Annotated in this window: 24 protein-coding genes and 1 rRNA gene; 22 read left to right on the top strand and 3 right to left on the bottom strand. The window is 37.8% G+C overall.

The window, feature by feature from the left end; all coding sequences use genetic code 11:
* Window positions 1-64 precede the first annotated feature (64 nt).
* From rrf to hisC, 8 genes are all read left to right on the top strand, one after another.
* Window positions 65-179, top strand: a 5S ribosomal RNA gene (gene rrf / locus SOI81_RS14315).
* 369 nt (window positions 180-548) lie between these two features.
* Window positions 549-1997 carry an RNA polymerase factor sigma-54 gene (gene rpoN / locus SOI81_RS14310; RefSeq protein WP_239976205.1) on the top strand — a complete coding sequence of 483 codons (1449 nt, stop codon included), beginning with the start codon at window positions 549-551 and terminating at the stop codon, window positions 1995-1997.
* Between the two features lie 167 nt (window positions 1998-2164).
* A complete protein-coding gene (gene hpf, locus SOI81_RS14305) occupies window positions 2165-2503 on the top strand; it encodes a ribosome hibernation-promoting factor, HPF/YfiA family (RefSeq protein WP_016142151.1) in 339 nt (112 codons plus the stop codon).
* A 138-nt stretch (window positions 2504-2641) separates the two neighbouring features.
* Window positions 2642-2893, top strand: coding sequence for a BolA family iron metabolism protein IbaG (gene ibaG / locus SOI81_RS14300; protein ID WP_002115399.1), 252 nt, complete (start codon window positions 2642-2644; stop codon window positions 2891-2893).
* 6 nt (window positions 2894-2899) lie between these two features.
* Window positions 2900-4156, top strand: coding sequence for a UDP-N-acetylglucosamine 1-carboxyvinyltransferase (murA, locus tag SOI81_RS14295; protein ID WP_239976204.1), 1257 nt, complete (start codon window positions 2900-2902; stop codon window positions 4154-4156).
* Entirely contained in the window at window positions 4156-4839 is a 684-nt protein-coding gene (hisG, locus tag SOI81_RS14290) for an ATP phosphoribosyltransferase (protein WP_005071248.1), read from the top strand. Before murA ends, hisG begins: the two co-directional genes overlap by 1 nt.
* Before the next feature lie 106 nt (window positions 4840-4945).
* Window positions 4946-6235: a histidinol dehydrogenase gene (gene hisD, locus SOI81_RS14285; RefSeq protein WP_061874034.1), complete on the top strand. Its 1290-nt coding sequence runs from the start codon at window positions 4946-4948 to the stop codon at window positions 6233-6235.
* 69 nt (window positions 6236-6304) lie between these two features.
* On the top strand, window positions 6305-7390 hold the full coding sequence (gene hisC / locus SOI81_RS14280; RefSeq protein ID WP_239976203.1) for a histidinol-phosphate transaminase: 1086 nt from the start codon (window positions 6305-6307) through the stop codon (window positions 7388-7390).
* Window positions 7391-7393: 3 nt separating this feature from the next.
* Here hisC and pabB read toward each other — a convergent pair whose 3' ends face one another.
* On the bottom strand, window positions 7394-8746 hold the full coding sequence (pabB, locus tag SOI81_RS14275; RefSeq protein ID WP_239976202.1) for an anthranilate synthase component I family protein: 1353 nt from the start codon (window positions 8744-8746) through the stop codon (window positions 7394-7396).
* A 355-nt stretch (window positions 8747-9101) separates the two neighbouring features.
* Here pabB and SOI81_RS14270 point away from each other — a divergent pair, with 355 nt between their 5' ends.
* The 6 genes from SOI81_RS14270 (at window position 9102) to SOI81_RS14245 (ending at window position 17314) form a co-directional block, all read left to right on the top strand.
* On the top strand, window positions 9102-9953 hold the full coding sequence (locus tag SOI81_RS14270; RefSeq protein WP_224993388.1) for a DUF6160 family protein: 852 nt from the start codon (window positions 9102-9104) through the stop codon (window positions 9951-9953).
* Between the two features lie 300 nt (window positions 9954-10253).
* A complete protein-coding gene (locus SOI81_RS14265) occupies window positions 10254-11087 on the top strand; it encodes a C39 family peptidase (RefSeq protein ID WP_016142144.1) in 834 nt (277 codons plus the stop codon).
* Between the two features lie 45 nt (window positions 11088-11132).
* Entirely contained in the window at window positions 11133-12311 is a 1179-nt protein-coding gene (locus SOI81_RS14260) for a hypothetical protein (RefSeq protein WP_224993384.1), read from the top strand.
* Window positions 12312-12323: 12 nt separating this feature from the next.
* Window positions 12324-13988 (top strand): OmpP1/FadL family transporter, encoded by a 1665-nt coding sequence (locus tag SOI81_RS14255; protein ID WP_016142142.1) that lies wholly within the window; start codon window positions 12324-12326, stop codon window positions 13986-13988.
* Between the two features lie 17 nt (window positions 13989-14005).
* Complete coding sequence (filE, locus tag SOI81_RS14250) at window positions 14006-15292, top strand: putative pilus assembly protein FilE (protein ID WP_320540932.1); 1287 nt, start codon at window positions 14006-14008, stop codon at window positions 15290-15292.
* Between the two features lie 12 nt (window positions 15293-15304).
* Complete coding sequence (locus tag SOI81_RS14245) at window positions 15305-17314, top strand: protein FilF (protein ID WP_320540931.1); 2010 nt, start codon at window positions 15305-15307, stop codon at window positions 17312-17314.
* A gap of 56 nt (window positions 17315-17370) precedes the next feature.
* Here the strand turns inward: SOI81_RS14245 and SOI81_RS14240 are convergent, their stop codons facing one another.
* Complete coding sequence (locus tag SOI81_RS14240; RefSeq protein ID WP_002115876.1) at window positions 17371-17919, bottom strand: NUDIX hydrolase; 549 nt, start codon at window positions 17917-17919, stop codon at window positions 17371-17373.
* A 114-nt stretch (window positions 17920-18033) separates the two neighbouring features.
* Between SOI81_RS14240 and nudL the strand changes: the two genes are divergently transcribed.
* From nudL to fghA, 6 genes are all read left to right on the top strand, one after another.
* Window positions 18034-18660 carry a CoA pyrophosphatase gene (gene nudL, locus SOI81_RS14235; RefSeq protein ID WP_080649504.1) on the top strand — a complete coding sequence of 209 codons (627 nt, stop codon included), beginning with the start codon at window positions 18034-18036 and terminating at the stop codon, window positions 18658-18660.
* A gap of 22 nt (window positions 18661-18682) precedes the next feature.
* A complete protein-coding gene (locus tag SOI81_RS14230; RefSeq protein WP_080649728.1) occupies window positions 18683-19210 on the top strand; it encodes a gamma carbonic anhydrase family protein in 528 nt (175 codons plus the stop codon).
* 133 nt (window positions 19211-19343) lie between these two features.
* A complete protein-coding gene (gene tsaB, locus SOI81_RS14225; protein WP_239976199.1) occupies window positions 19344-20009 on the top strand; it encodes a tRNA (adenosine(37)-N6)-threonylcarbamoyltransferase complex dimerization subunit type 1 TsaB in 666 nt (221 codons plus the stop codon).
* 9 nt (window positions 20010-20018) lie between these two features.
* Complete coding sequence (locus SOI81_RS14220) at window positions 20019-20810, top strand: class I SAM-dependent methyltransferase (RefSeq protein WP_320540930.1); 792 nt, start codon at window positions 20019-20021, stop codon at window positions 20808-20810.
* 136 nt (window positions 20811-20946) lie between these two features.
* Window positions 20947-22398, top strand: coding sequence for a C13 family peptidase (locus tag SOI81_RS14215; RefSeq protein WP_005071224.1), 1452 nt, complete (start codon window positions 20947-20949; stop codon window positions 22396-22398).
* A complete protein-coding gene (fghA, locus tag SOI81_RS14210) occupies window positions 22367-23212 on the top strand; it encodes an S-formylglutathione hydrolase (protein WP_016142135.1) in 846 nt (281 codons plus the stop codon). Before SOI81_RS14215 ends, fghA begins: the two co-directional genes overlap by 32 nt.
* Here the strand turns inward: fghA and SOI81_RS14205 are convergent, their stop codons facing one another.
* Window positions 23213-23485 carry a DUF2218 domain-containing protein gene (locus tag SOI81_RS14205; protein ID WP_239976197.1) on the bottom strand — a complete coding sequence of 91 codons (273 nt, stop codon included), beginning with the start codon at window positions 23483-23485 and terminating at the stop codon, window positions 23213-23215.
* 184 nt (window positions 23486-23669) lie between these two features.
* On the opposite strand from SOI81_RS14205, the gene rpe reads away from it, so the two are divergent.
* Together rpe and supH are read left to right on the top strand one after the other, a co-directional pair.
* The gene (rpe, locus tag SOI81_RS14200) at window positions 23670-24356 is read left to right on the top strand and encodes a ribulose-phosphate 3-epimerase (RefSeq protein ID WP_000043044.1); all 687 of its coding nucleotides are present in this window, start codon (window positions 23670-23672) and stop codon (window positions 24354-24356) included.
* A gap of 355 nt (window positions 24357-24711) precedes the next feature.
* A complete protein-coding gene (gene supH, locus SOI81_RS14195; RefSeq protein WP_239976196.1) occupies window positions 24712-25533 on the top strand; it encodes a Cof-type HAD-IIB family hydrolase in 822 nt (273 codons plus the stop codon).
* The last annotated feature ends 4 nt before the right edge of the window (window positions 25534-25537 follow it).

Raw genomic sequence — 25537 nt, 5'->3', positions numbered from 1 at the left:
AAGATTTGGAAAACGCAACGTATCACCATGTGAATAAAACGAAGCAAGTATCCATACCAGTTGTGCTGGCGACCATAGCAAGAGTGAACCACCTGATCCCTTCCCGAACTCAGAAGTGAAACCTCTTAGCGCTGATGGTAGTGTGGGGTTACCCATGTGAGAGTAAGTCATCGCCAGCTCATTATTCTAAACACCCCCGACTCAATGGTCAGGGGTGTTTTTTTATGCCTATAAGATATTAAAAATCTAAATTAGATTTATGGATTTAAATCTTTAAATTCAATAAAAAAACTATAGATAGAAAGAGCATTTAATTAAAAAAATTAGAAAAGGGCTAACTCTTTTTAATTAAATTTTTCATAAAGAGTTGTGTCTACTTTCTTTGGAATTAAGTTTGATAGAATTAATTTAATAAGATTATTTTTATAATTGGAAAAATCTATTTTTTCTTCTAGAAAATTCAGTTGGATATGTATAACAAATGGAGACTATATGTTATAAATATTGAATAGGCATGATTTTTGCTTGTTTAATGGAAACTAAAATATATGAAATTATCTGTTGGATTGAAAGTTGCGAATTCTTTATCGTTAACACCTCAATTGCAGCAGGCGATTCGTTTATTACAACTCTCTAGTTTAGAGCTAGAACAGGAAATTCAGATTCAATTAGATAGTAATCCTTTACTTGAAAAAATAGAAGAAGAGTCATTAACGGAAAGTCTGTCTACATTAGAAAGTAAAGAATCAGATGATTTGACAACTGAACTAAATGCAAACCATTTGCCTGATGATTTGCCAGTCGATACCGATTGGGATGATGTTTATACACATCAATCAACGGCTTTAGCTACTCCAGAATTTGAAGAGCGCGAGGATAATCGTCAAGTTCAATTATCTCTAAAGGAACATATTTTAGAGCAAGTTAATCTTTTGCATTTCTCTAAAATAGATCAATTAATTGCTTATTGTATCGTTGATGCATTAGATGATAAAGGGTTCTTAGATGCTGAAATAGAAGAAATAATTTTAGCAGCACAACAATTGTTAAATGAAATGGATATTGAGGAAGAAATTGAAGAGGATGAAGTTCTAGTTGTTTTGAAGCATATTCAACGTCTTGATCCATTAGGGATTGGTTCACGCAATTTAGCGGAATGCTTAAAGGTACAGCTCGAATTTCTACCAAAAGATGTTGAGTACTTAAGCGAGGCAAAAAGCTTATTGCAGCATTATGAGCTTTTAATAGCAAATGACCTAAATAAGCTACTCAAACAAACAGGCCTAACGAGAGACCAACTAAAATTTGCAATCGACCTTTTAAAGACATTAAAACCATATCCTGGTATGGATTTTGATAAGCAAGAATCTGATTATCAAATTCCAGATGTAGTCGTTTCAAAAAAAGATTTACATTGGCAGGTTCAGCTAAACCCAGATGTACTTCCTAAATTACGAATTAATTCTTTTTACTCGAGTATGATTCGTAGAGCAGATCAGAGCGAGGATAATTTATATTTACGTAATCAAATGCTTGAGGCGAAAAATTTTATTAAAAGTATTGATGAAAGGCATAAAACATTATTAAAAGTAGCTTCTTGTATTGTGGAGCATCAAAAAGCCTTTTTGGAGATAGGTCCTGAGGCAATGAAGCCGCTTGTTCTTCGAGATGTGGCGGAAGAGGTTGAATTGCATGAATCTACAGTTTCTCGGGTCACTACAAATAAGTATATGCTTACGCCTCGTGGTCTGTTTGAGTTGAAATATTTTTTCTCTAGCCATGTAGGAACAACTGCGGGGGGAGAGGCTTCTTCTACTGCGATTCGTGCAATGATCAAGAAACTGGTTGCAAATGAAAATCCACGTAAGCCTTTGTCAGATAATGTAATTGCTACATTATTAAAGGAGGAGGGAATTGAAGTGGCTCGAAGAACGGTTGCAAAATATCGAGAATCGTTACATATTCCTTCGTCGTCTGAGAGAAAAGTCTTGATCTGAATTTTGAAGTATGACTATTCTAGGAATTCATTATGACGAAATAATGAAATTTCATTTTCACCAAGAGAGTAACTAAAATGGTTTAATTGTCCCAAGTTTTCTTTTTGATAGCATTAAATCGTTTTGGTTCTTCTTTAGATAACCTAAAAAAGGTGAGGGATAGAATTATGCAAATAACGATTCGTGGACATCATTTAGCAATTACACCAGCTATAGAAGAAAATATTAAATCAAAATTTAATCAGTTAACGAAACATCTAGATCAGGTGAATAGTATGCAGATTAAATTAACAAAAGATCATCAAATTGATAAGCGCTCTCATAAAGGTAGTTCAAACCATGTTGCAGAGGCTATTGTAAGGTTGCCGGGAATTGAGTTGTTTGCTCAGGCAACTGCTGATGACATGTATACTTCAATTAAAAAGCTGACTGAAAAATTAAAAAAACAATTATTAAAATATCGGAAAATGCAGTGTACTTATTCGCAAGTTACTGTTTCTGCTTAATAAGTTTTATATAATTGAGAGAGGCTTGAAAGATAGCCTCTTTTTTATTGATAAAATATAAACACGTACTGAATTCTTTGAAAAAGTTATAGTAAAATACTTCGTTTTACACCTTAGGTTGTGTCAGAGGTCTTTGCAATGAATAGTGAACAGCTCACTCAAATTTTAAAAGAAGCTTTCCCTGAAGCGGAAGTAGCGGTGAGCGGACAGGCCGGAAAATTTGACCTCCGTATTGTGGATGATCAATTTGACGGTAAGCGTACTGTTGCTCGCCAACAATTAGTTTATGCACCATTAAATACTTATATTGCAAGTGGCGAAGTTCACGCGGTAACAATTCGTGCAATGACCAAAGATGAATGGCGTAAAGCAAGCCTTTTCGGAGCTTAAATATTAATGGATAAATTTTTAATTACGGGTGGTGTTAAGCTCGAAGGGGAAGTGCGCATTTCTGGTGCTAAAAATGCGGCTTTACCATTACTTGCTGCAACTATTCTTGCAGACTCACCAATTACGATTACCAACGTTCCAAATCTTAAAGATGTAAATACTTTGGTTAAGTTGATTGGTGGATTAGGGGTTACAATCGGCTATGAAAATGACACAGTAAAAGCTGATACCTCTACTTTAGATAATCAGTTTGCTCCTTATGAATTGGTAAAAACAATGCGTGCCTCAATTTTGGTTTTAGGGCCATTATTAGCACGCTATGGTAATGCGAAGGTTTCTTTACCAGGTGGTTGCGCAATTGGATCACGTCCAGTTGACCAGCATTTAAAAGCCTTAGAAGCTTTAGGTGCACATATTGAAGTTGAAAATGGTTATGTCCATGCTTCAGTTGACGGTCGTTTAAAAGGTGGCGAAGTTGTTTTCGATATGGTTACCGTTGGCGGTACCGAAAACATCTTGATGGCTGCTGCACTGGCTGATGGTGTTACAACTATTCGTAATGCAGCTCGTGAACCTGAGATTACTGACCTTGCTCAAATGCTCATTAAAATGGGTGCTAAGATTGAAGGTATTGATACCGATACTTTAGTTGTAACTGGAGTAGAAAGTTTGCACGGCTGTGAATATGCTGTTGTAGCTGATCGTATCGAAACAGGTTCTTATTTAGCAGCTGCTGCAATTACGGGTGGTCGTGTCAAAACTACTCATACTGACCCAGCATTACTTGAATCTGTTTTGGATAAGTTTGAAGAAATGGGTGCTGAAGTCACTCGTGGCGATGACTGGATCGAACTTGATATGTTAGGCAAACGCCCTAAAGCTGTAAGTTTTAGAACTTTGCCCCATCCAGAGTTTCCAACAGATATGCAAGCTCAGCTTATGGCTGTAAATGCTATCGGTCGTGGATTTGCAACGATTTCTGAAACAATTTTTGAAAATCGTTTTATGCATGTTCCTGAGTTGTCACGCATGGGGGCTAATATTCAGGTCGAAGGTCATGACGCAATCGTAACTGGAGTAGAAACTTTACAGGCAGCGCCTGTAATGGCAACTGATTTGCGTGCTTCATTCTCTTTAGTTTTGGCAGCTTTAGTTGCAGAGGGAGATACCTTAATCGATCGTATCTACCATATTGACCGTGGTTATGAGCATGTCGAAGAGAAACTTCAAGGTTTAGGTGCCAAAATTAAGCGAGTAAGTTAATGAATGATGTAAGAAACGATGATCCTAATTTTGATGTGATGGGCAATTTTGATCATGGTTTGACCTTGGCACTTAGTAAAGGGCGTATCTTAAAAGAGACGTTACCTTTGCTAGCTACAGCGGGCATTAATTTGCTGGAAGATCCGGAAAAGTCCCGTAAACTGATTTTTCCTACTACGCATAAGCAAGTACGTATTTTGATTTTACGTGCATCTGATGTGCCTACCTATGTAGAAAATGGCGCAGCAGATCTAGGTGTAGCAGGTAAAGATGTGTTGATGGAACATGGTGCTCAGCATGTATATGAGCTACTTGACCTGAAAATCGCTAAGTGTAAATTAATGACTGCTGGTAAAGTGGGAATGGAGCGTCCAAAAGGCCGTTTAAAAATTGCCACGAAATATGTCAATCTTACACGTCAGTATTATGCAAGCTTAGGTGAGCAAGTTGATGTAATTAAACTCTATGGTTCTATGGAGTTAGCGCCTTTGGTCGGGTTGGGTGATTACATTGTGGATGTGGTCGATACTGGTAATACGCTCAGAGCGAATGGTCTTGAACCATTAGAGGAAATTTGCAAAGTTTCTTCACGTTTAATTGTGAATAAAGCTAGTTTTAAACGTAAGCAGACTCTATTAAATCCAATCATTTCACAGCTTGAGCAAGCCGTTCAATCACGTTAAAAGCAATTTCCCATCATGCTTTTGTGATAGTTGCTTCAGATGATGCCCACAAGCGCTTAGAAAAAGAGTAAACTTGGTTTTTCTTTTTCGCCTTGTGGGTAAATTGATGCGACGTTTATCGACTCAAGATCAGAACTTCAAACAGGTTTTTGCTGAGCTTTTAGCATTTGAAACCGTAAATGATCTTAATTTAGTGCAAACAGTAGATCAAATTATTGCTGATGTTCGTCAGCATGGTGATGATCATGTTTTAAAGCTCACTCAACAGTTCGATCGACATCCAGCGCATCAATTCTCAGATTTAGAATTATCTCAACAACAACTTAAAACTGCTTTTGATAATTTAAATCCAGAAATTCGCGATGCTCTTCAGTTAGCAGCAGCTCGTATTCGTACATTTCATGAAGCTCAGAAACAAGATAGCTGGACTTATATAGATGATTTGGGCAATACCTTAGGGCAAAAAGTGACACCTCTAGACCGTGTAGGTATTTATGTGCCAGGTGGTTTAGCATCTTATCCATCTTCAGTTTTAATGAATGCTGTACCAGCCCATGTTGCGGGTGTACCTGAAATTATTATGGTTGTTCCAGCACCGAATGGTGAACTAAATCCATTGGTCCTTGCGGCAGCTTACCTTGCTGGGGTTAGTCGAGTATTCACCATTGGTGGGGCACAGGCTGTAGCAGCTTTGGCTTATGGAACACAGACGATTCCACCTGTAGATAAAATTACTGGTCCAGGGAATCGTTTTGTAGCAGCTGCTAAGCGTGCTGTATTTGGCCAAGTCGGCATTGATATGATTGCTGGACCTTCTGAAATTTTAGTATATGCAGAAGGCGAGAATAATGCAGATTGGTTAGCTATGGATGTTTTATCTCAAGCTGAACATGACACAGTTGCTCAAGCTATTTTTATTACTCCAGATGAAGCTTTGCTTAATGCAGTCGAGTTGGCAATTGAAAAGCATTTAAATGAATTGCCAAAGGCAGATATTGCTCGAACTTCGATTGAAAACCGTGGTGCTTTGGTATTAGTCAAAGACCGTGCAGAAGCAATTGAATTGATTAATCAGGTTGCACCAGAGCATTTAGAACTTTGCTTAGATGATGCTGAAGCCATGAGCGAACATATTCGTCATGCTGGAGCAATTTTCATGGGACGTTATACACCTGAAGCAATTGGTGACTATTGTGCAGGTCCAAACCATGTATTGCCAACTTCTGGAACAGCTCGTTTTTCTTCTCCTTTAGGCGTTTATGATTTCCAAAAGCGTTCGAGCTTGATTATGTGTTCGAAAGATGGGGTTAAAACGTTAGCTAAAACAGCCGACATATTAGCTGTCCAAGAGAACTTGGATGCCCATGCACGCTCAGCTCGCTATCGTTATCAATAAGTTTATAAACCTTGTAGTTTTTTAATTATTACTCAGGGCTGTTTTTCAGCCCTTTTTTGAGATAAGACCATGACTTTATCTACAGCACAAATGCGCTTTTGGAGTCCAGAAGTTCGTGAATTGGAGCCTTATGTTCCGGGTGAGCAGCCTAAAATTCAGAATTTATTGAAACTCAATACGAATGAAAATCCATATCCTCCTTCACCAAAAGTAGTTGAAGCAGTTCAAGCTGTTTTAACTCAACAAGCTGATGCATTGCGTTTATATCCAGATCCAGATGCAACAGCATTAAAGCAAGCAATTGCTAAACAACAGAATATTGAAGTATCTCAAGTTTTCGTTGGTAATGGCTCAGATGAAGTACTTGCTCATATTTTTAAAGCATTTTTTCTTCAAGATGAACCGATTCTGTATCCAGATATCACTTATAGTTTTTATCCAGTTTATAGTCAGTTCTTTGGAACAAAAACTAAAGAACTTCCACTCAATGAGAATTTTGAGATAGACGTTAAGGATTATGTGCAACCAAATGGGGGAGTTATTATTACGAACCCTAATGCACCAACAAGTATTGCCCTCGGCTTGCAAGAAATTGAACAAATCTTAAAAGCGAATCCAAATCGAGTGGTTGTGATTGATGAAGCTTATGTTGATTTTGGTGCAGAATCCGCTGTTAGTTTGGTAAACCGCTATGAGAATTTGGTGGTGTGCCAAACAACTTCAAAATCTCGGTCTCTTGCGGGTTTACGCGTTGGCTTCGCGATTGCTCAGCCTCATTTAATTGCAGCTCTTGAAGCTGTCAAAAATAGTTTTAATTCATATCCTATTGACCGTTTTGCAATTGCAGCAGCTGTAGCTTCTTTTGAAGATCAAGCTTATTTTGAAGAGCAATGCCAGAAAGTTATTTCTAGTCGTGAAAAGCTAGTAGATGATTTAACCACTTTAGGTTTTAAAGTTTTGCCATCTAAAGCGAACTTTATTTTTGCTTCACATTCATTGCATGATGCAGGCCAACTTGCACAGCAATTACGTGAGCAGGGCATTATTGTGCGCTATTTCAATAAGCCGCGTATTAATCAATTCTTACGGATTACAGTAGGAACTGATGAGCAAAATGAGCGTTTAGTACAAACATTAAAACAAGATATTCTCTAAATTTTACTCTGCTGTGCTGTTCATTAGGTTCAGCATAGCAGAGACTTTATCAAGACTCTCTTGATATTCTGCTTCAGCATTTGATGCAATTGTAATGCCCCCACCAGCCCATAAAGAAAGCTGATTTTGATATTGTTGAAAACTACGGATAAGAATATTCCAGCGGCCTGTTCCATCAAAATTGAAATAGCCCAATGTCCCGCAATATGCACCTCTTGCTGCTTCCTCTAACTCTTCAATAATCTGCATTGCCCGAATTTTCGGAGCACCTGTGATTGATCCTCCAGGTAAGGCAGAGAGCAGCATTTGCATAGGATTAACATCATCTTTAAGGGTCGCAACAATCTCGCTTACCATATGATGTACTTGATTGAAACTTTCAATCTCAAATAGTTTTGTTGTTTTTACTGATCCAGTATTGGCATAAATGCTCAAATCATTACGTAATAAATCAACGATCATGACATTCTCTGCCTGATCTTTTTGAGAGTTTTTTAAGGTTTGTTTTGAAATAAAATCTTTTTCTACATTTTTATAGCGAGGCATTGTTCCTTTAATAGGTCTTGTCTTAATTTGTTTACTTTGGTTGAACTCAATAAAAAGCTCCGGGGAACAACTTAATAATTCAAAATTATCTAATTTTAAATATCCTGCATATGGCGCATTAGTAAGACTCCATAAATCTGTTGCTTTATTTAATAAAGATCCTTTGAAATCAGCTTTAAATTCTTGGGTTAAATTAATTTGATAGCAATCACCAGCTTTAATATATTCTTGTATTTTATAAAAAGCTTCAAAATATTGTTTTTTAGACCACCTTGGCTGAATAGTAGTTTTTAATTCAAATATATTTTTAGAATGATTAGAAATAGAATTCTCTATTCTATTTTCAATATATGAGAATAGCTCAAGTGCATCTGGTTCGTCACTAAAAAAATACCAATCATTATCTATATATTTTAAAAAAGAACGATATTGACCTAAAAATAAAGAGGGCTGTATATGGTTCTGTATGTCAATAAACTGATGAGCAGAAAAATCATAACTGATAAAACCAATATACCCCCCTGTAAAACTTGTTGTAGCGTTAATATTTACTTGTGAATTATTCTCTTTGAATTGGGTAAAGTCTATTAAGTGATTTAATTTTGATATATTTCTATATTCATTAAAATTTTGTTGTTGAAACTCTAGATAACTTTCATCTTGAAAAAGAATATATTTTTGAGGAAGAAGTCCAATAATTGGATTGTTATTGTCATTTAAATAAACAAGCCCAGTTAACCCTTGTAACTTTTTTAAAATATCGGCAGCATTTTTACCATGTAAAGAGATTTTTTTCTTTAACTGAGACATTTTTAAACAGGGTGGTGGTTAATGAGAGAACATAGTTTACTACAAGTCATAGTTCATCAGGAGGAAGACTTTTATACGGGAAACTTTTTGCTGATAAAACCAGCACAATTACAGCTTAAGATTTTATATGTTTATGAGCATTTATGAAGTAAAACCTAAGGTGTACCGTTTGTCGGGTAATTGGCAAAAAATGCACAACACTAGTTGAACAAAAAGTAACGTACATGTAATTTAGTAATTGCTAAGCAAAACTACTCAAGGATTGGAAGTTTCGGTTGCCATATAAAGAAAAATGCGACTTGAGACAATGAGAGTGGTTAAAGTCAAAAAATAAATGCTCTTGGGAGAGTGCTCAATGAAAATGTTCACTAAACTTGCTTTAGTTTCTTCTTTAGCTATCAGTGCAAATGCAATGGCAATGCAGTCAATGGACGATGCTGCGCTTAGTGCTGCTACAGGTCAAGATGGTATTAATATTGGTATCGCTTTAGGTTCTGGCGGTATTTCTATCGATAAATTAATTGTTCATGATAATGATGGTTTAGATCCGGCTACAGGTATTACGGGTGCTGCAGCAACTGCGGGTGCGATTGTAGTAAGCGGAGTAACTGTTAAACAAGTTGATGCGACAACAAACTTGTTAGACCTTAAAATTGATAGCGTTGGTGCTTCAGGTACAAATGGCGCATTTTTAAACGTTGCTGCAAATGTCGGTGCGGTTGATGTACATGTGGGTTCTATTGGTGTGGGTACTTCTGGGACACTAAATACAACTACTGCTGTACGTGGTATTACTGAAACGGCTCCAACTGAAATTATCTCTGGTTTAGATTTATCTTTAGGTGCGATTTCAGCCAACGTACAATTAGGTTCTACTCCACAAGGTGCAATGATCAAAGTAAACTCTGCTTTAAAAGGTGGTTTAACTTTATCTAACTTTGGTATTAACGACGCTGCAGGTGGCGGTCAAATTGTTCTTGATAAAGTTATGGTTCGTGGCGCAGGTAATACAACTGGTGATTTAGATGTTGATGCTAATATTTCAGTTGTACCAACTGGCTTGAAAATCCAAAATAATAGTGCTCAAGGTATGAATGTTTATGTACAAGGCGTACATTTGGGTTCTAATACTGCCGCTTCAATTGGTGATGTTGAAATCCAAGGTTTAAATGTAGGGACTTCTACAATTACAATCTCAGGCCACTAATCTGAGTATTTAATTAAAAAGCGCGTTTAACACGCGCTTTTTTAATTTATTAATTACCTAATTTTATTATATATAAAAATATTTTTATTGATCAAAATAAGTTATTAAATTTAAGAATTAAATTAAATTAAGTATAAAAGTCTCTCTATTTTTATAAAACTAAACGTTCATCAAAAAAAAGTAAAAAAAGGCTGTTTTTTTCAAAAAAAAAAGGTATCTTCAACACACAGGGATGTAGAGCTATTGCTCTAAGAATAAAATGAATAAGGCCGGTTAGGCCACCATTTAGAACAAGTGCTTATGTTAGAGATTGCTTTAGGCTCAGCATTGATATATTACTTTGCGACAGAAGCCTTCGAAATAGAAAAAAAGCCACCGGGAACTGTTTATTATACAGAGACCGCCGATTCACGTAATTTATCTTTTCGCCGTAATCATATTGAACCAGTTCAAATTAAACCAGCTGTAGAAGATCAGTTTCGAGGTATTGTTCGACAAGCATATGATTATAGCTGTGGTTCAGCCGCTCTTACGACACTTTTAAATGGTTATGTGGGCACTAGTTTGACTGAACAGCAGACCATGAGCGGCTTACTACAGTATGGCGAATATCAACGTATTATTGAGCGTCGAAGTTTCTCTTTACTTGATATGAAGCGCTTTGTAACTGCTATTGGTTTAGAAAGTGGGGGGTACCGTGGAGAATTTTCGGATTTAGTTAATCTTGGACAGCCCGCAATTGTTCCAATTTCTTATGCTGGTTTTAAGCATTTTGTCGTATATAAAGCTTATAAAGATGGACGTGTATATGTTGCTGACCCAGCATTAGGGAATATCAGCTTTGATGAAAATCGTTTTAAAGAGGTTTGGGATAATAATACATTATTTGTTATTTCTGTTCCTGAACCGCAGCGTAAAGACTTATTGGCTCTAAAAGATTCAGATATGCGTCATGTGGAAGATGCGACTGTTAACCGTTATGCCTTTGTGGATGTGCAATATCCAACATTCAATTATGACCGTTTAGCAAATAAAGCATCAACCATGCGCCGGGTACTAGATAAAGACCCAAATTCTGCAACTTATAATCAGCCAATTGAAACATATATGCGTCTTTACTATAAGCGTAAATAATCAAATATGAATTGAGTAAAATAAATACATTAGGTGGGAATAAACATGAATAATCAATGGATGAAGATGAGTGTATTGGCATTAAGTATAAGTGCCATTACGGGTACACTTTATGCAGATGATCAAGTTGCACAACAAGCAGATGTACAAAATACTACAGCTGTTTCTGAAGCGAGTACAACAGCAGAAGTAACTCCAGCCACAGATTCAGCCCAAGAAGTGAGTACGACTCCAGCCACAGACGTTGTAACTACTGAACCTGCTTCTACACCTGCAAATACTGGAGCTGATCAAGCCGCAACTGCCTTACAGAAGAAAGAAGGTGATGCGACTCAAGAAACAAATTTGCAAGAAGTATTTACTTCAAATGAGCGTCAATATTCATTGATTAAAAGAGGCGTATTCTCAGCTTATTACGATCTCGATTATACCTATTACCGTGATACTCGAATTGATTTAGCTTTAGCTGATAATTCTTCTCAACTCAACCGTTTACGTATTGAAGAAGATGCGAACCATACTTTAACGAATAGTTTTACTGTTCAATATGGTGTATTGGACAACTTAACATTATCTGCAACCGTTCCTTTCGTTGCGAAGTCTGAAATTGTTCGAGATACAACTGCAGCTGGTTTGGGGGATATTTCTTTAGGGGCACGCTGGGAACCTTTCCCATTAAAGCAAGGCCGTTTGCCATTGGTATTATTTGGTAACCTATCAACAAAAACTGGCGATAGTCCTTATGAAATTGGTTTAGATGAGCTTTCAACTGGTAAGGGTTATTACTCTGTTGGGGTGGGAGCAAGTACCCGTAAATATATCGATCCAGTTGTGTTGTTTGCATCGGCATCTGCCAATTATGGTTTTAAAGAAACGGGTTTAAATCAGGCACGAGGTTCGAGGACGTTAACTTCTTTTGACCCAGGCATTAGTGGCGGTTTTTCATTCGGTTTTGCTTATTCATTTAACTATGACGTGTCTTTAACCATGTCATATCAACAAAGTTTCAACATGGATGCAGAATTCCAGTTCGAGAACGGTGAGGCATATAAGTCGCCAGACCAAAGTAGTGCAATGTTGTCTTTTGCTTTAGGTGTACGTGTTTCACCTGAAACAATCGTTAATGGTACGGTAGGGATTGGTTTAACTGAAGATGCACCAGATGTTTCGCTTGGTTTGTCTTTCCCACTAGATTTCATAGGCTTTGGCAAAAAAACCAAATAAGGAGATATGCAGGTGAAATATCCTAAATTATGTCCTTTAACGGCGGCAATTGTTATCTCCGGTTTTTCTAGCTTTGCCAATGCTCAATTAGGACAAAACCTAGCTGTTGATATTCGTTCACTTTCGATGGGGAATGCAGTAACTGCAGATCCCCCGGGTATTAGTGCAGTTCACTTTAACCCAGCAGCTTTAGCAAAAATTGATGGGTTACAGACAGATGTACAAGGAATTCTAGCGAACTTTGATATTCAACGTGAGTTCTCGGCACCTCCCGGTTATAACGTTTTTGGCTACTCAGATGACCCTCTTGTTTGTAATGATGGTCCAGAAGTTACAGCCAATATTTGTACTGATTTTAAAGGGCCTGTACGTGGTGATGTTGAATATGCCAGCTTATATGTACCGATTCTAAAAAAAATGGTTGATCTGGGAGCTGGTTATCCACTAGCTGCCCCAACTGCAGGAATTGCTTATAAACCTCCTGGCTCAAAGTTGACCTATGCTACAGCAATTTATGCACCTTTAATTGCAGGTTTTGGCGCTGAAAATGGTAATGCTGGAAACTTCATGGGACAGCAGGTGGCTGTTGAGCGAATTACTTATTTGTCTCCATCTTTTGGCTATCAAGTAAATGATCATTTATCGATCGGTGCTTCGGTTGGTATGTCTTATAACGCTCTTGCTATGAAAACTGATTTGCGTTTTCCCAATGATATGATTGGGGTATTGCGTATGGTTGATGATGTAGTATGTGGGCCGTTTAAAGACAATAACGATATGATCACTAATCTATTGTTATTTGGTTTATGTAATACTCAAGAAGGGATGGACCCTTTTAAAAAAATGGGTTCGCTGCAAGTTTCTATGGAGCAGTCTTTAAGCCCAAGTTATAACTTGGGGTTAATGTGGGAACCAACGGACGATTTTGGCTTCGGTATGGTTTACCAAAGCGCGGCTAAAATGCGTATGAAAGGGAAATACCTGATTAATAATGCTAAGGCTCCTCAAGAATTAATTAAAGGCTTAAACTCCTCAGCTACAGGTCAGGTTCTGGCCGCTATTCTCGGTTTACCGGGAAATGTACCAAACTCTGAGTCTGGTTTGGCCGCGATGGACTTAGAATATCCTGCACACTTTCAGGCAGGGATTAAATATAAAATATTCCCTGATTTGCAAGTTAATTTTGACGTGGGTTGGACAGACTATTCGGCATGGGATAAGTTCAAATTTGAATTTGATCGACAGATTACCTTACTCAAAGTTGCCAAACTTTTATCAAATGATGTGACAGATGCTTCATTAGGATTACCTTTAAAGTTTACTTCACCATGGAGTTGGGGTATTGGTTTAGAGTATTCGGCAACAGATCGTTTGAAGTTACGTGCGGGTTATGAACCTCGTGCTAGTGCTATTCCCAATGATAAACGCAACACTATGATTCCAATTAATAATGCACAATTATTTGGTTTGGGTATTGGATATCGTTTTGATGCAGATACAGATTTGGATCTTTCAGTTGGTTTCTTACGTAGCCGCGATAATATTCCAGCAGGGACTAGTACCTTATCTAACAAAACAGGAGTTGATAATATCCTGTTAAACCCTTATGCCGGTTTGGATGTTAAAACCAATACCAAAGTTACAGTACTCGGGTTAAATTATAGAACAAAATGGTAAAATTAAATTGCAAACGGATGTCTCGACCTAGATTTGCTATTGCGATTTTTTTTGTTGCAATAGCAAGTGTTTCTGTATCTTACGCAGACGGTTTTTATACGATTATTGGTCCTGATGGTCGACCAATGATTGTTCCGAGTAAAAGGGTGGAACAAACTGTTGCACCGTCTAAAGTATTAACACATCCAGAGATAAAGGCGACTCGTCCAGAACAACAAGTATTGCCAGAAACATCTTTAAAATCAAAAGACTTGCCTAAATTAATTAAAAAGTCTTCCAATACTGCACCAACTGCACCAACTGCACCAACTGCACCAACTGCACCAACTGCACCAACTGCACCAACTGCACCAACTGCACCAACTGCACCAACTGCACCAACTGCACCAACTATCTCGATAAATAAACAATCTACAGTTTCAAAACAAGCAAAACTCAGTAAAGAAAAAACAGAAGTTATTGATCAAAAGTCCACTTTAGAAACTAGTAAAGAAAAAACATTAATCAAGGATTCTGTTTCCCAACAAAAGATTGAAGAAAAAGTAGAATCGAATTCAGTTCAAACCTTGTCTAAGAATGTCGTTACTTCATCAACACCGGTAGCACCAAAAAAGGATGAGACGAAGTACACTACAATTGATGGTGTGGAATACGTCAATAACGAATATTTAGAGAATCAAGAGTTTAATCTAGAAGGGAAAAAACGTTTTTATATTATGCCTGACGGTTTAGGTCGTACTGAATCTATTGAGCGTAAAAAAGGCGTCGGTCAATCTATCCTTGATAACGTATTACATCGATCTCATGAAGACCAGATCTCTTCTGTGGTATTAGCTCCTACGTATGTGAGACTATCGCACAAAGAGTTGGCAAGCACTTTTGAAAACGATTTGTGTTTTATTAATGGCTATAAAAAATCAATTAAAAAACTGACCCAAAATAAAGAAGTGGGGTTATGGCCGAGAAAACCTCTTAAAGAAAAGTTTGAATACGAAGTCGTAAAAATAGATTCTTCTATTAAGAATATACAAGTGGCTTCTTATGCTACAACAAATGACAAGCCTACATATTATTGGCCTCTTGCAGTTTTCTTAGATGAAAAAGGTTGTGTCTTGGAAGGTGCTAGCGGTTTTAAAAGTAAGTCTTATCCTGCGACGATTTTACAACATGCCTCAATTTCAGGTGTTTTACAGGTACCAGAACGTACACATTATATTATGTTAACGCCTTTATCTTCGGCTGTAGATATGCCGGATCAAGAGCTATCTAATCAGGGACAAATTAAAATTTCGGTATTACGTTAAAAATAAATAGGAATGATGATGAGTAAAAATTTTTTATTACCTTTTGCATTATCCACATTGGCAATTGTATTAAATGGTTGCGGTGGTGGTGGCTCAACAATTAATGAAGATCCGACTCAGGGTGGAGGTGAGATTCCAACCACTAATTTGGATTGTAAAGCTGCTAATATTTCAGATGAGTCTTGTTTAAACTTTGAATTAAATTATCCAGTTGCTGGATTGAATTTTGATTGTAGTTTATCACCGAATCAGCATTATATTACTAAATTGGTGGGTAACTCGGTTGGTGGTGCTTGTAGTATCAGTAGTAGTAAATCTGATGAAACAATTACGCTTTATCTACAAGGTAGTAATACCCACAAGATTGCGTTAGGTACGATAAAACTCGATACATTAGGAAAATACGGAACAACACATTTAACAGTTTTGGACATGGCAACAGCATTAACTGGCCAACCTCCAGCTTCAATGAGTAGTTCTGATCCAACGATTAAAGTGGCAATCGCTTTAGTTAAGTTATTCCAAAGTATTGGCGTTGAACGTCGCGATAATGTGGTGGGAGATTTACAACCAACCCAATTTACTCAAGATAAGAAAAACCTGTTGACGAGTTTGACACAAGATATAACCGCAACAGAATGGAAAAATGGACAATATGCAACTCTTCTCAAACCTTGGTTAGATGTAAGCAAAGTGTCTGATGCACAAGCTTATGCACTTGTAGTTCAAGTAACGAACTTAGCAAATGCTGCATTATTCCAGGCAACTGAAGCAACTTATGCAGGATTTGCAGATCCTGTAAGTTCACCGCTTCCACTGGGTTTTTATGGCTGTAATCAGGCATTAGTAGATTGCTTTAATAAATCTACTACTAATTTACGTCATATGATGGCTAATATGTTCATGCTGACTGACCGTGAAGGTTATGCAATGGGATATGGTCTGCAATGGCGCGGTGATGCTACTTTCTATAAAGATGATAAAGGAAACGTGACTGGTGTTGCTCCACCAGTTTTATTGTGGACCAAAGCAAAACCAATGCAAATGCTGGTTGCTACCCAACAAAATGGCTGGCTCAACCCAATTTCAAAAGATATTCAATCGACTCAGCCATTACGTTTGAGCGTTGATAGCAATGCGAATAATGATTTGCAAATCTATCAAGGTAAGTTTATGAACGATTATGCTGTTGCGGGTAGTGAAGGTTTTTATAAGCAATTAACACGTTCAACAACAGGGAATATTCAGCATTATGGTTTATGGCGACAAACAGTAGGCACAGAAAACTATAAGGGTTCACTTGATATTATTAAAGCTAATCCAATTAGTTATCTTGGAAAAGAAATCTTTAAGACAGCAGCTAATGTGAGTTCTGGTCAACGTTATGTCTTCCCATTATATGCAACCTTAACATTCAGATTTGATACGACAGGGATAGCTCCTATCGATTTAGGTATTGTTGTTAATGAAAAGGGTGATATTCGTACGGATATTAAACCAAATGCAACTGCAACAGATATGTCTGGTCAATGTGCAACAGTAGCAGACAATAGCTTAATTGATAGTAATGGAGTACAACAATATAGACTTGGTACTACTGGAGGAACGCAGTCATCTGAAAATGATAGCTCTATTCCTGTTCGTATGATTTTATCACACCCTCAGTTAGGTAACCTTAATGGGATTTTGATGGGACTTAACTCTGTAATCAAACCAGATTCTGACCCAGAAGATAAGATAGATGACTCAATTTCAGTGGGTGGCGCTAAGATTAACCTCTATAATCTATTAGCAGGTCAAAACAGCAGTAGTAGTATTAATTTAAGTGATTATGACAACAAGACTGCGCGTTGGGTTAATCTGTATGCTTTCTATCAAGCTGTCTATAATAATATTAAGGATATTAGTCCCGCACCAACAGATGAAGAAAAAGCATTAGCACAACGTATTACTGGAACCGTGTCAATTAAACTTGCCGATCAGTCTATTCCAGCTTGTAAAGCAATTAAAACTAAGTCTTAAAAATAAAAGGTAAATAAAAAAGACCGCTAAAGCGGTCTTTTTTATTATCTAATTGATTAACCTGTATGGTCTAAACGAGTCCCCAAAGTTTCAAGATGGGTTGGGAACACTTGTTTTTTACGGTCTTCAAAATAATGTCTTAAAGTGTGTTCAACACTAGGGAAGGCTAGTTCTCCCCATGGAATTTCATGCTCTTCAAACAGACGACTCTCGATGCTTTCTTCACCTGCACCAAAAATGCCATCTTTCAGCTGTGCTTTGAATAGAACATAAATTTGACCAATACGAGGAATATTGTACATGCAATAAAGTTGTTCTATTTCTATCTCCGCTTCTGCTTCTTCACGAGTTTCACGTGCTGCGCCTTGTTCCATGGTTTCGAACAATTCCATATACCCGGCAGGTAATGTCCACAAGCCATAACGAGGTTCAATCGCACGACGACAGAGTAATACTTTGTCTTCCCATAACGCTAAGGCACCGCAGATTACTTTGGGATTTTCATAGTGAATATTTCCACAATGAGTACAAACACGGCGTACTTTATGATCACCTAAAGGAATTTTTTGTTCGGTTTTATGCCCACACGCTACACAGAAACTCATAATTATCATCGAGTATAGAGATGCCTCAGCATAACTGAATTTTTAGACTTACGCATCAACTCTATTCCCTAAGTTTGATTTTCAGATATGATGCAAAGAGAGACAGAATAATAGGTGAAAGGTATGGAAGAGCACTTGCTAACACAAAAGTTACAGCAAAGATTGCGCTTTTCCACCCGCATACAAGAAGCACAAGCAGCAGTACTCATTGCAATTACGAATGAGAATAATCCAAAGGTACTGCTTACACGCCGTTCAATACATATGAACAACCATGCGGGGGAAGTTTCTTTTCCGGGTGGAAAGCGTGATCCTAGTGATACCAGTAATATTGTTGTAGCGTTAAGAGAAGCTCAGGAAGAGACAGCTTTAAATCCGTTTGATGTACAGTTGTTAGGTGATTTGCCGATGCAGCGTGCAAGAAGCGGTTTGTCTGTAAAACCAATCGTTGGGCTTATTCCTCCAGAGGTGACTTTAATACCTCAGCCTACCGAAATTGATCGAATTTTCTTTGTCCCGTTACAGCAACTTATCGAGACGCGTCCGACACCCTATGAAGTACGGTATGCTCATCAGTCTTTATATTTTCCAAGCCTACAGATTGATAATGAAATTATCTGGGGTTTAACTGCTCGTATGTTAGTTGCGCTGTTTAAATATGGATTAGGTTATCAAAAAGATTGGCCATTTTTACTTAACTCACCAACCTTTGGAATGCCAAAGTTTTCTCATAAAAAATAAAGATCAGGATTGATAAATTATGATGTATAGCTATCAAGGCCAACACCCAAAAGCCTTACATGAGCCATGGGATGGTTGGGTTGCTCCAACTGCAACGCTTATTGGGCAGGTAGAACTAGGCCGTCAGGTCAGTATTTGGTTTGGTGCAGTAGTGCGTGCTGATAACTGTGTCGTTCGAATTGGTAATTTTTCTAATATTCAAGAAAATTCTGTACTACATACCGATGCTGGACTTGAGTTAAATATTGGTGAATATGTCACGGTCGGTCATAAAGTCATGCTGCATGGTTGTACGATTGGTGATAATAGTTTGATTGGTATGAACGCCGTAATTTTAAATCGGGCTGTGATTGGTAAAAATTGTATTATCGGTGCTAATGCTTTAATTCCTGAAGGGAAGGTGATTCCAGATAATTCAGTGGTGATGGGCTCACCTGGCAAAATTGTCAAAACTTTAGATGAAGATGGCGCTGCAAAAATACGATTGAGTGCATTGCATTATGCTGAACACTTTAAGAACTATGCAGATTTAAAAGAATTCCACTTTTAAAATTTGAGTAAGATATGTTCTGTGCCAAGCACAAGCTTGGCATTTTTATTTAGACAGAGAACAACTCGCCTATCAGAGCCGAGTGGGGTATCATAACCCTCGTTTTTAATCTGATTTAATACTAAGGTTGTGCATGAAATTGCTGGCGTTGGAAACTGCAAACGAGCAGTGTTCTATTTCATTAGTCGATGAAACCCAAGAACTGTTTTTTCAACTCGATACGCGGGCGAAAGCACAAACCCAGACCATTTTGCCCATGATCGAGCAGGGGCTACAAGAAACAGGTCTTGAGGTTGCTGGTTTAGATGCAATTGCCTTTAGCCGTGGGCCAGGTTCTTTTAGTGGTGTCCGAATTAATGCAGCTGTGACTCAGGCATTAGCATGGTCACAAGATTTACCAGTCATTCCAGTTTCTACTTTACAAGCTTTAGCTCAAGCGGCATATCGACTTGAAGGTTTGCAACAAGTGACTGCGGTTCTTGATGCGCGTATGAATGAAGTTTATATCGCAAGTTTTGTTCTAAATGAACAAGGTATCATGCAGTGTATTGATGAAGAAAAATTAATGGGCTATGAGCCAGCAGCTGTTTACGCAAAGCATTGCTTAATTGGTTCGGGCGCAAAACTACTTCAAGCTGATGCAGAGCATCAAACAATCACCGCAACTGCACAAGATATTGCTTCGATTGCACGTGTTTATGCAGCGCAAAAGCAATGGGTTGATGCCGAACATGCTTTGCCAGTTTATTTACGTGATGATGCATGGAAAAAGATAGCGGATCAGGGTAAAGCAAAATAAAGGCTAATCATGCACATATATTTTGAAATAGATTTTCAAGAACAAGCACAGCACTACCAAGCTGTGCTTTATTCTAGAGGTGTGACTGTCGATTTGCAGTTAGTTGAAAAACTGAATGCACGTTTTTTACGTTTAAATCCTGAGTTGGCACTGTGTGTAGATGAAAATGGATTATGGCTATCTGCAAATGGCATGAAAATGCAGCCTGATTGGAAAGCTGAAATTCCCCGTTTAAAACGTGCAAGTCTTAAATCAGAAATGATTGCCCGTGCTTGTCAGTTAGGTGAAAAACCCATACTTGTTGATGCTACAGCAGGCTTAGGCCACGATAGCTTGCTCATGGCTTATCTAGGCGCACAAATACAATTGGTTGAACGCCATCCAATTTTATTTACCTTACTTGAAGATGCAAAAGCACAAGCTGAACAAGATAGCTTTTTAAGCCAGTTTATGGATCGGATTCAACTGATCTTTGCTGATTCTGCAACTTATTTACAACAGTTACAGCAGGAAGCCCAAACGGTTGATGTGGTGTATTTAGATCCGATGTTTCCGCAGCGTGATCAAAACCATCAAGCAATCAAAAAACAAGCTCAAGTCAAAAAACAGATGCAGCTTTTACATCTTCTTTTACCCGAAGATGGTGAAATGGATTTAGGGGATAATTTGCTGGTTTTGGCGCAGAAAGTTGCTAAACGTGTGGTTGTTAAACGGCCACGTCATGCTATTTTTTTGGCAAATCAAGAGCCAGCTCATCAATGGCAAGGAGATGCTTGTCGTTTTGATGCGTATTTTCAGTAGGCTTATGTAAGGTTAGGTTTTATTGCTTGAATAATGCACAAATATATGTGATATAGTTCAAAAGCATGATTGCTAAAATTCTTAGCAGGCATACACTTAAGATGCCTGTCAAAAACGAAATTTTTGAAAACCTTCTATGATTGATCTTAAACCCTCCATTAACTTTTGGCATGATTTTAAAAGCAACCAAATTGCCGGAATGTGGCTGTTTTTGGGGTCAAGACGTTCTTTACAGATAGTGCATCCATCTATCCTTCAGCTCATCGTTTGGGGGATTTTAGGAGGGTGTACCAACTCTCTTTATAGTTGGCTTGTGGCGGGTCAAATCGGTGATTTTAATTCACAAGGTTTAATTGGTTATGCACTTTGGCCATTCATTGCTTTAATTGTTGGTATTTTCTTATCACAGCGAACCAATCAACCTCGCTTAATGCTAGTACCTGCTTTATTGTGGTTGGTTCTAGATACGAATATCTTATTAATCCAATGTTTAATTCAATATTTAGGTTCTAACGGTTATCTCAACTTTATTCCCGATGCTATTTATAACGGAATATTGCCGAGCTTATTTGTAGCTTTGTTTGTATGGCAAAGTTTAGCGGTAATTTGGGTTTTCTCACGTGAACTCAAGTGGCCTTGGTGGGAACGTGCACTGGTTATGGTTGCGACTATTGCAACGATGGTGGTGTGGCAACTTTCTGTAAAAGACCAACCGATTTGGAAGGTAGAAGATTCTGCTCCAACGTTTGCTGAAGATGCTTTTTATGCGCAAAGTAAACTATTAAATGATTCTTTAGAGCAAGTCCAATATGGTGAACTTGCTAAGAGTCATTGGTATTTTTTAGGTGTTGCTGGCGATAGTTATCAAGACGTTTTTAAATCGGAAGTGGTCCGTATTAAAGAACAGTTTGATACACGCTTTGGAACAATTGGGCGCTCAATGATGCTGGTCAATAATCCAGACACCCGCACAGAAATTCCGATTGCATCTAAAACAAGTATCGAGTTAGCCCTACGCCGTATGGGCCAGCAAATGAACCGTGATAGTGATGTGCTATTTCTATATATGACTTCACACGGTGAACAAAATCATTTTGAAATTGAAAATGCACCACTAGATTTAGGACAAGTCGATCCGAAATGGTTGCGAGAAACACTTGATAAATCTGGTATTCGCTGGCGTGTGATCGTTATCTCAGCCTGCTATTCAGGAAGTTTTATTCCTGCTTTACAGTCTCCAGATACTTTAATTATTACTGCTTCAGCTGCTGATAAAACTTCTTTTGGGTGTAATAACGAAGCTGACTATACCTATTTTGGTCGAGCTTTCTTTGATTTGGCGATGCGAGAGCAATCGTCGATGAAAGATTCGTTTAACACAGCTAAGCAAACAGTTACCAAGTGGGAAGTGGCTCAAGGTGTTGAACCTTCAGAGCCTCAGTGGATGATCGGTAAAAATATGGAACTTATGCTACCTCAGTTGGAAAAGTATCTATTTCCTCAACAAAATACGGGTAGTGTAGATATTGCTCAAACAAAAACAGAGGCTAAAAACGATGCAACTCCTGCAAAAAAACCGCTGCTTTGAGGGCGAGCAGCGTATATACCAATTTGAATCTTCTTATTTAAAAGGATCAGCTAAGTTTGGTGTTTATTTGCCACCGGCAGCTTTAGAAGGTAAAGCTTGCTCAACTTTATTTTACTTAGCTGGTTTAACGTGTACTGAAGAAACCTTTGCCATAAAAGCGCATGCACAGCATATGGCAGCACAACTAAGCCTCATACTGATTACACCTGATACTTCTCCTCGTGGAGAACAAGTCGCAGCAGGGGATCATTGGGATATTGGGCAAGGCGCGGGCTTTTATATTAATGCAACACAAGCACCTTGGTCTGAGCATTATCAAATGGAAAGTTATTTAATAGATGAGTTATATCCACTCATTTTAAAAAGCTTTCCTGTAAATGCTCAACAAGTCGGTATCTTTGGGCACTCAATGGGTGGTCACGGTGCATTAACTTTAGCGTTTAAATATCCAGAAAAGTTTAAGTCAGTATCTGCTTTTGCTCCGATCTGTGCACCAACTGAATGTGCATGGGGAGACAAAGCCTTTAGCCATTATTTGGGTGCAGACCGCGAAAGCTGGTTGGCTCATGATGCTACAGCGTTGGTCTCAAAAAATGGGGCAGTATTTGACGAAATTTTGGTTGATCAGGGCTTAGATGACCAATTTTATGAACAACTTCACCCTGAAAAATTTAAGCAAGCATGTTTAAAAGCGGGACAGCCTTTAACTTTAAGACAACATGCTGGTTATGACCATGGCTATTACTTTATTCAAACCTTTATGGATGAGCACTTACAGTTTCATGCAATCCAGTTAGAAAAGGTCGGCGGCTAATTAGTGCAGCCATTCCACCTGAAATTCTTGTTGAGCCATACGGTTTAGATGATCAAGGACAACTTTTTCTAAGTGGTCGTGGGCATCTAATTGGCTATCAATCGCAACATTTAACTGCTCTGTTTCTGGTGCAAGTGTAATCGTTGCTGTAGGCATTAAGATTTTAAAGTCTTGTTCAGTTTCTTGTACTTCGAACTTGTGTTTCCAATGATTAACCAGACGTTTTGCAATGCGTTTTCCATCGTTTGTTAATAGATAAGTTGTGCTTTTCATTATCAATCCTCACATTGGTTTAATGTACCTTAACAAATTCGTTTAGACGTTAGCATTCTATTGTTGCAACGTTACGTTTCAAGTTTGAAATGTTGTCATTTAAACAAGGAAGCGCGGGCCAAGTAGTTTCTTTTTTGTTATAATTTTAAGCCTCTCCTTAAATTTTTAGCCAGGTCATTCACCTATGTCCAAGCCCTACTTAATTGCTCCTTCTATTTTATCTGCCGATTTTGCTCGTTTAGGCGAAGATGTAGACAAAGTGTTAGCCGCAGGTGCCGATGTAGTACATTTTGATGTGATGGATAATCACTACGTTCCAAATTTAACTTTTGGTGCAGGTGTATGTAAGGCTTTAAAAAATTATGGGATTACAGCGCCAGTTGATGTGCACCTAATGGTATCTCCAGTTGACCGAATTATTGGAGACTTTTTGGAAGCTGGTGCAGATATTATTACATTCCACCCAGAAGCATCTCACCACATTGATCGTTCACTACAGTTGATTAAGTCTGGTGGTGCTAAAGCAGGCTTAGTTTTCAACCCAGCAACGCCATTGCACTATCTTGATTATGTACTTGATAAAGTTGACCAAATTTTATTAATGAGTGTAAACCCTGGTTTTGGTGGACAAAAGTTCATTCCAATGACTTTAGAAAAATTACGTGAAGCTCGTAAAATCATTGATGCGAGTGGTCGTGATATTCGTTTAGAAGTTGATGGTGGTGTTGGTCCTGCAAATATCCGTGAAATTGCAGAAGCTGGGGCAGATATGTTTGTTGCCGGTTCAGCAATTTTTGGTCAACCAGATTATAAAGTTGTGATTGATCAAATGCGTGCAGAACTTGCAAAAGTAGGTAGCGTAGACGCTTAAAAAAGATATTCATCTGAGAATAAGCTTGTGGATAACTTTGTTTATAACTGTATGGATAACTGTGTTGATAACCGTATGGATAAGATGTTGGTAAAATAAACAAAATTAGATCAACCGTTTATTCTCTAGACAAAAATGATGAAAAAAGAACGTTTTGGCGTTCTTTTTTTATGCTCGCTGTATATTTTATTATCTGGTTTTTTATTAAGCTTTACTAAAAAATAACCTGTGTAAAAAACGAGATGGCTCTGTGTAAAACTTTTTGTGAATAGTTCAGTATAAAACTGTAAAAGTGTCATGAAAAATAAAGCTAAATTTGTTTTAATAAGATTTTAGTCAGAGATTTAGATAATTAATGTCGATAAAAATTTTAGCGGTAGATATGGATGGGACTTTTCTTAATTCTAAGAAGCAGTACAACAAAACACGTTTTTTAAATCAGTACGAACAATTAAAACGAAATAATATTCATTTTGTGGTCGCAAGTGGAAACCAACTCGCAAAGCTTATTACCTATTTCCCAGAAATTAGTCATGAAATTACTTTTATTGCAGAAAATGGTGCGCACGTTGTAGATGCAGGACAAGAGTTAGCATTTGCTCATTTAAGCCAGCAACAGTTTATTGAAATTTTAAAAGCGATTGACTCTACATATATTTCTAAAATGGTCATTTGTGGGAAACAAAGTGCTTATGTACATCGCAGTATGAACGCAGAGGACTATGCCAAAGTCGCTCGATATTTTGAAAAGCTGGCAGTTGTAGATGACTTTTATGCACTAGATGACTTGGTATGTAAAATTACTTTTACTGCCGATGAGAATGAAAGCTTTACGATTTTTGAACATTTCCAGAAGCAAAGTTTTGTGAAAGATAAAGTCTTAGTACCTGTTTCAAGTGGTTTTAATTTTATTGATTTAATCCTTCCAGACCAACATAAAGCCCATGGTTTAAAGCTATTACTACAAAAATGGCAGGTTGAACCTGATCAAGTAGTCGCGATTGGTGATAACAATAATGATATTCAGATGATTAAAGCTGTGGGGTATGGGTTTGCAGTTGAAAATGCAGTAGAAGCTTTAAAAGCTGTAGCTCCTTATGCAACTGTAAGTAACGAGCAAGAGGGGGCATTACATGTAATTGATTTAGTGCTTCAGCACCAAACACCATTTTCTTAATCAT

This window comes from Acinetobacter pittii, from assembly GCF_034067285.1.
GTDB lineage: Bacteria > Pseudomonadota > Gammaproteobacteria > Pseudomonadales > Moraxellaceae > Acinetobacter > Acinetobacter pittii_E.
The sequence above is the reverse complement of the archived record's forward strand: the minus strand, read 5'-3'. Positions and strand labels throughout refer to the sequence as shown.